6 protein-coding genes are annotated in these 7,301 nt (G+C 37.3%); 1 reads left to right on the forward strand and 5 read right to left on the reverse strand.

The window, feature by feature from the left end; translation table 11 throughout:
- The first annotated feature begins 254 nt into the window (after positions 1–254).
- Positions 255–386, forward strand: a complete 132-nt coding sequence (locus ACWIX0_RS12475; protein WP_454174314.1) for a hypothetical protein — start codon at positions 255–257, stop codon at positions 384–386.
- 129 nt (positions 387–515) lie between these two features.
- Here the strand turns inward: ACWIX0_RS12475 and ACWIX0_RS12480 are convergent, their stop codons facing one another.
- The 5 genes from ACWIX0_RS12480 to pflB form a co-directional block, all read right to left on the reverse strand.
- Positions 516–1,301 carry a DUF5131 family protein gene (locus tag ACWIX0_RS12480; RefSeq protein ID WP_454174315.1) on the reverse strand — a complete coding sequence of 262 codons (786 nt, stop codon included), beginning with the start codon at positions 1,299–1,301 and terminating at the stop codon, positions 516–518.
- On the reverse strand, positions 1,298–2,374 hold the full coding sequence (tcmP, locus tag ACWIX0_RS12485; RefSeq protein WP_454174316.1) for a three-Cys-motif partner protein TcmP: 1,077 nt from the start codon (positions 2,372–2,374) through the stop codon (positions 1,298–1,300). The genes ACWIX0_RS12480 and tcmP overlap by 4 nt, the downstream gene beginning before the upstream one ends.
- A gap of 37 nt (positions 2,375–2,411) precedes the next feature.
- Positions 2,412–3,278, reverse strand: coding sequence for a CfrBI family restriction endonuclease (locus ACWIX0_RS12490; RefSeq protein ID WP_454174317.1), 867 nt, complete (start codon positions 3,276–3,278; stop codon positions 2,412–2,414).
- Positions 3,268–4,512 (reverse strand): DNA-methyltransferase, encoded by a 1,245-nt coding sequence (locus tag ACWIX0_RS12495; RefSeq protein WP_454174318.1) that lies wholly within the window; start codon positions 4,510–4,512, stop codon positions 3,268–3,270. The genes ACWIX0_RS12490 and ACWIX0_RS12495 overlap by 11 nt, the downstream gene beginning before the upstream one ends.
- A gap of 167 nt (positions 4,513–4,679) precedes the next feature.
- On the reverse strand, positions 4,680–6,935 hold the full coding sequence (gene pflB / locus ACWIX0_RS12500) for a formate C-acetyltransferase (protein WP_454174319.1): 2,256 nt from the start codon (positions 6,933–6,935) through the stop codon (positions 4,680–4,682).
- Between the last annotated feature and the right edge of the window lie 366 nt (positions 6,936–7,301).

The raw sequence follows: 7,301 nt of genomic DNA on the forward strand, positions 1-7,301 counted from the left end.
TTTAGAGGAAGTGGGCAATTTGGAAATCCCCAAAATAGACACCGCCACACAAGAGCAAATCGCCTCCAAAATCCAAAAATCTTTCGCCCTACGCAAAAAATCAAAAGATTTGCTACAATCCGCCAAAGCCAAAGTCGAGCAAAACATAGAAAATAGCGCGAAATAGAGATTTTACTTCGCGCTAAGTGCTACGCTAATATGACAATAAAGAGCTAGATTGCCACGAAGTCGTGCCGACTGCTCGCAATGATAAAATGACGGATTACCACAAATCTAGGCTTTTTGACAAAATCCTAGAATCTCGCAATGACGAGGAAAAAACCCACGCCAAAGCCCCCCTCTGTGCTAATGAGGGGACAAGCCCCCTTGTGATATTAAGGGTGTGAAGTATCGCAAATAGCGCAAAATGTGGGATTTCGCTTCCTGCTAAATAGCAATATGAGGATATGGATATTTTAGCCCCCTCAAAGCCTCCAATATCACAAAGGATAAATTGCTTGGGCTTTGCTCTAAATCTAGGTTTTGTGATTTTTGTTTGCGTAATTTATGAGGTTTAGTTGTGTGGATTGGCTTATTTGAGGGTAGCTGTGGTAGATTTTGCCCTGTAATAATGCGCCGTTTTCTTTTTTGCTTCGCTTTATCCCATCGCTTCCCCACGCACCCCATTGTTTAAAGAAAAACGCCACCTTTTGTGCTTCGCATTGATTTTTAATACTTAGCACCCACGATTCTTGCATAGGGCGCGCATTACACCCGCTCTCCCCACCCACGATAACCCAATCAATCCCGCGTAAATCTAGCTCTCCCAAATCGCTTATCAACGGCTCGCACGATAGCCATTTCACGCGTGCATTCAAATCGCGCAATAAATCTATGCGAAATTTTACTCTATTTGACTCCACCGTAGTGCCTAGCCACGCATTTGGTGGAATCTCGTTTTTTAGAAAATACTCGCGCATTCTTTGTGGGCGTTTGGTTAGGATTTGGTATTGGTGGTGTGGCGTGTCTTTGATAGTTTGCATTATGGAGTCTAAAAAGTCAAAATCCATTTTTTCGTGGAATAAATCGCTCATAGAATTTACAAAATACAGCGTGGGCTTTTTGTTGCGTCTTGGTTCATCTAGCCGTTGTGGGAGCATTTTGAATGCAAAACCGTCTTTATAGTCGGGGTTGCCGATAGCTTGCAGTCGCCTTGCCATAGCTTCAGCGTAGCAGTTTTTACACCCGCTGCTGACTTTGTCGCAACCTATGGTTGGATTCCAACTTGATTGTGTCCATTCGATTTTGGTTGGTTTCATCATTGCGACACATACCTGATTTTAACTTTCACCTCTTTGTCGTCTAGGTGAAATCCACTTTTTGTATTGCCTTCATATTCGCATTTTATTTTATCTTGTATTTCTTTTAATATTTTGTTGGTATGTTTTGGCAAAAATCCATTATCTAGTCCAAATGTCTTAATTTCCATATTTGTCCTTGCTTCTTGCAAAAACTCAATTAAAAGTTCCTTATATATTTTTTCTTTTTTGGTTAGCTCATTATTATCATAAAACAAACTATTTTTATCTCTTGTGTAATCTCTGTCCAAATTTCTATTCCCCTCACCAAAGTCTTTATCAATAGCCCAAGCAGTTTTTAGAAATTGCTCTTGCCCTTTTTGATGATTAGATATAAAAATAAGTCCATTGATATTTTCGTTATCTTTAATCAAAGAAAAAGGTGCAATAAAACTACTTGTATATTTTTTCTTAAAGTATTGGGCAATGATTCTATGTGTCTCGTAGTTTGGTTTATTTTCAAAATCTTTTTTACTTATTAACTCAGTATCAAGGTATCTTTGAAAAGATTTATCTTCTAAAAATCGCCTACAATGCCCAGATGAAATGAAAAACAAAATATCTGTTCCTCTACACAAAAATTCATCTATTTTATTGATATGTTGGATTCCGTATTGGTCTAAAAAAATCAGTTTGTAATAATTTTTTGAAGTTATGCGATAAGTGGTAACATCATCAAAACTAAAATTAAGTTGAATTTTATGGGCTTCTAAGTTTTGATATTTTTCTGCTATAAATTTTTCTAAATCATTGATTTTGTTTTTATCGCTATCGTTAAAATAAATTTTGATTGTTTTGCCTTTGCGATTTCTTTTGAGTATAGCATCAAGTATCCTTAGTGGTGAGCCCTTTTGTGTTTGTGTCCCATCAAAACCACTCCCACAAAACAAATCATAAATTTCAAGTGTTTCATACAATGGGTTATCTTTGCCAAAACTCAAAGTTATATTTAGCCAATCATCAACATATTTTTCTAATACTTCTAATTTAGTCAATGTCGAGCTATCCCATTGTTCTTTGTGCATATCTTTAGCCATTATAATGTTCCTGCATTTTGAATTTGTTGCCTAAATACTACTTATGCGGTATCTCTAATCGCTCTAATATTTTCTTAAAATCCGCTAATGAATTTTTATTATTTTTTAATTCCAAAAATTCTATATTTAAAGATTTTAATTGATTTTTATTTTGCAAACTCAAAGTATCGGCGATAAAAATATTTGTATCTCTTGCTATTACGGCATCCGCAGATTCGGGATTTCCTTTGCCCATTAGTTTTACTTCCACTCTATAAATCTTGCTTTTATCTTTATTAAAAAGTTCAAAATCCACTTCTCTATCAAAATCTAATTCTCCGCTTTTCTTAAAAATATCTGCGTTTATAAATTCTTGTGGCACTCCGCATAAAGCACATAATTCCAACATTAAAGGTTTTTCTACTCTTTTTCCAATGCTACTCCAAGCTCCGCCACGCAAAGCAATTTTCTTTGTGGCAAGAGCGTTTATAACAAGCAAACTCTCATTTAAATTTAATTCAACGCTAATATTTTTATAAGAAATTTTTATGCTAATTCCTATATTTTGCGTTTCGTTTCCAAGTGAATCTAAAATAGATTCCAAATAATCAATATTGCTATTTGCGACATTTATCATAATTTCTTTTGTCGCGCTTCCATAAATATTGCTAATCGTCTTTTTATTCATTCCCGCAAAAATCGCCGCGTCATCGGGTTTGATTTTCTCATTGTTAATAAAATTCTTTTTATACCAATCTAAATTGATATTCGTATCATTCATTTTTGCATTCAAAATTTTCTTAAAAAATTCCAAAGCAAAATCTAAAAATTCCACATTGATAGCGTTAATGACTTCCTCCCTATAATCTTTTCCGTTAATAAGTTTATCTATCGTTTGTTTAATTATTATTTCGTTAAATCTCATAAAAACCGCTCTTTTTTAATTTCTCGCAATATTCTTTATTTTGTTCACAAAGCAAAGGCATTCTATTCATTTTTATAGCGACTTTTCCAAATGTCCCGCTTCCCGCAAACGGGTCGCATACAATATCGTTTTCAAAAGAATAATATTTTAAAACTTTCTCGCAAAGTTCGGAGGGAAAAACCGCGGGGTGATTTTTGTCCGATTTTGGCGAAATATACCAACAATTTGTAGAATCGATTTGTTCGTCATTTTTAATATTTTTGTTACATATTTTTGTGTGGGCTTTGATATTTTTATCAAGTAAAAAAGGCGAATTTTTGCGATAAACCATAACGCTTTCCGTAATGCAATTTGGCTTATAACTTAATGGCTTTTTAGTTTGTAAATATCCCGCTATACGATTTGGCACGGAATACTCGGGCTTTATCCAAATAATTTCATCGATAAAATAAAATCCCGCTTCTATTAAGATTTTATGAAAGTCAAAATGTATTGGATAACGAATCGATTCAAATTCTCTTCCCGCTCTTTTGGTAATCACAGGCGAAACATTGATAAGTATAAATCTTCCGTCTTCTAAAATTCTATGACATTGTTTTAGACTTTCAAGCATAGAATTTAAATATTCCTCATAGCTTTTATAGTCGCTGTAAATTCTTGCGTTATAATACGGCGGAGAGGTAAAAATTAGTTGAATTTGTTTGTCGTGGATTTTATCAAGTGTGGCTCTATTATCGCCTATTAAAAGCGATGGTTTTGTGATTTGGATTTCTTGTGATTTTGTGTTTTGTCGTTTTTGTCTAAACTCATAATATTCAAACATTTTTTGCATAACTTCATTATTGTAATGTGCCAACATTTTATCACGCAAAATTTTAAATCGCTCATCATTTTTTGCTTTATATAATGCTGTGCGAAACATTTGATAGACAACTTCCATATAGTGAGTGTTAAACGCTTCTTTGGCTAAAAACTCATAGATTTTGTCATTATTTTTTTGCCTACCGATAGATGAGACAATCTCTCTTTTTAGCTCGATTTCAAAATCCTCATAAAAAAGTTTTAGCAAATTTTCAAGGTTAGATTCACTGCGCTCTAATCCAAGTTTTTTGATTGATTCTATGGTAATTGTTTGGTTAATTTTTGACTTATAAACATTAGCAAGAGAATCCAACGACACAGATTCAACATTAGAATGTATAGGACTATGATATTCAAAAAGCGTGTTTAGCATTTAAATTCTCCATACGAAACTTTAGCTTGTATTCTACTTGAATTATTCTTAAATGCTAATTATTTGGTGCAAATCAATACAAGCACAAGATTCTAGAATTTAAATTCTAGAATCTAATATATTTTGACTTTTTCAACGCCCAAATATGACAAACCCACCTCCAAAATCTACATCTTCTCGTGGAATGTCCTTGAGATGACATCGAGTTGTTGCTCTTTTGTGAGTTTGATGAAATTCACCGCATAGCCACTTACACGAATGGTAAGTTGGGGGTATTTCTCGGGGTGCTCCATAGCATCTTTTAGCATATCTTTTTGTAGCACATTGACATTGAGATGATAGCCATCATCAGCGAAATACCCGTCCATTAGTGATACGAGATTTTGCTCCTGCGCTCCACGGTCGCTCCCTAGCGCACTTGGCACGATAGAAAATGTATTTGAAATCCCATCTTTTGAGTATTTAAATGGCAGTTTTGCCACAGAGCAAAAGCTCGCTACACAGCCGTTTGTATCGCGTCCGTGCATAGGGTTTGCCCCCGGGGCAAATGGCTCGCCTGCTTTGCGTCCATCAGGCGTAGAGCCAGTCTTTTTTCCATAGACGACATTTGAGGTTATGGTTAGCACGCTCATTGTGGGCGTGGATTCTCGATAAGTTGGGTGCAAAGCGAGCTTTTGAGAGAAACTTTTTACCAAATCTACTGCGATGCTATCCACTCTATCATCATCGTTGCCATATTTTGGATAATCCCCCGCAATCTCAAAATCCACCGCTAGCCCCGCTTCATTGCGGATAGGCTTGACTTTAGCGTATTGTATCGCAGAGAGAGAATCCGCTATCACGCTAAGCCCCGCGATTCCCCCTGCCATAGTGCGCACTACTTCTTCGTTATGCAACGCCATTTCGATTCGTTCATAGCAGTATTTATCGTGCATATAGTGAATGACATTAAGCGTGTTGATATAGAGCCGCGCTAGCCAATCAAGCACAATATCTAGCCGCCCTTTCACCTCATCATAGTCCAAATACTCACTCGTAATGGGGGCTATCATAGGCGCGACTTGCACGCCTAGCTTTTCATCTTTGCCACCATTTATGGCGTAAAGTATGGCTTTTGCGAGGTTGCACCGCGCCCCAAAAAACTGCATTTGCTTGCCGATTTTCATCGGGCTTACGCAACACGCAATCGCGTAGTCATCGCCAAATTCCTTTAGCATTATCTCATCGCTCTCATATTGAATCGATGAAGTATCAATACTCACCCGTGCGCAAAAATCCTTGAAATTCTGTGGCAATCGTGTATTCCAAAGCACGGTCATATTTGGCTCTGGGGCTGGTCCTAGATTATAAAGCGTATGGAGGAAGCGATAGCTCATTTTGGTTACAAGCGGGCGTCCATCAAGGCACATTCCCCCGATACATTCCGTAACCCAAGTGGGGTCCCCGCTAAAGAGTTCATCATACTCGGGCGTGCGCAAAAATCGCACCATTCGTAGCTTCATCACAAAATGGTCTATCATTTCTTGGATTTCGCTCTCTGTGTATTTGCCAAGACTTAAATCCCGCTGGGCGTAAATATCTAAAAATGTGGAGATTCTCCCTATGCTCATTGCTGCGCCGTTTTGCTCCTTTATCGCGGCAAGGTAGCCAAAGTAAAGCCACTGAATCGCCTCTTTTATATCCTTAGCAGGCGCAGAAATATCAAATCCATAGCCTAATGCCATTTCCTTTAGCTCATTTAGTGCCTTTATCTGCTCAGAGATTTCTTCGCGCAAGCGAATCACTTCTTCGCTCATCACATCGGGAGTGAGCTTTTTCTTTGCTTTGGTTTTCTCTTCGATAAGCCTATCTACGCCATAGAGTGCCACTCGGCGATAATCCCCGATGATTCTCCCTCTGCCATAGGCATCGGGGAGTCCTGTGATGATTCCTACTTTGCGCGCGAGGAGCATTTCATCGCTATATGCGTCAAACACGCCGTCATTATGCGTCTTGCGATATTTAAACACATTTGCCACTTGGGCATCCTCTTTTTTGTTGTATGCTTTAAGCGAATTTAGCACCATACGATACCCGCCAAAAGGCATTATCGCGCGTTTTAGCGGTTCATCAGTTTGTAGTCCTACGATGACTTCTAAATCTTTATCAATATAGCCCGCATTATGCGAAGTAATGCTAGAGATAATATCCGTGCTGACATCATACACGCCCTTGCGCTCTCTCTCTACTTTCATTAGTGTGCAAACCTGCTCCCACAGCTGCTTTGTCGCATTTGTAGGCGCGCTTAAAAAACTCTCATCGCCCTCATAAGGCGTGAAATTTTTGACGATAAAATCACGCACATTGATTTCATCTTGCCAGATTCCCTTTTCAAATTCACCTAGAATCTTAAATTCTGCTTTTGTGTCTCTTGCTTCACTCATCGTTACTCCTTTGATATTTAGTTAAAATCATTATATAACTTTATGTTTTGATAAAATCTTAATGCTAAGTGAAAATGCACGATTTTTAGACATATTTTTACAAAATTGCACATTTTTTGGCAGATTTTACGATAATTTTTTATCTACTTTTTTGCTTTATAATCGCGTTTGATAAACCCCAAAATCATTTAAAAAAGGACAACAATGTCTATAAATACCGCTATGATAATGCTTTTTGCCATAGGTTTTATAGGAGCGATAACACCCGGACCAGATATGTTGCTAGTGGCTAGAAATACGATTTTATTTGGCACAAGGCGCGGGCTTATCGTGCTAAGCGGAATCGCATTTGGGTGGATTTTTTAT

Source organism: Helicobacter sp. T3_23-1059, from assembly GCF_053654515.1.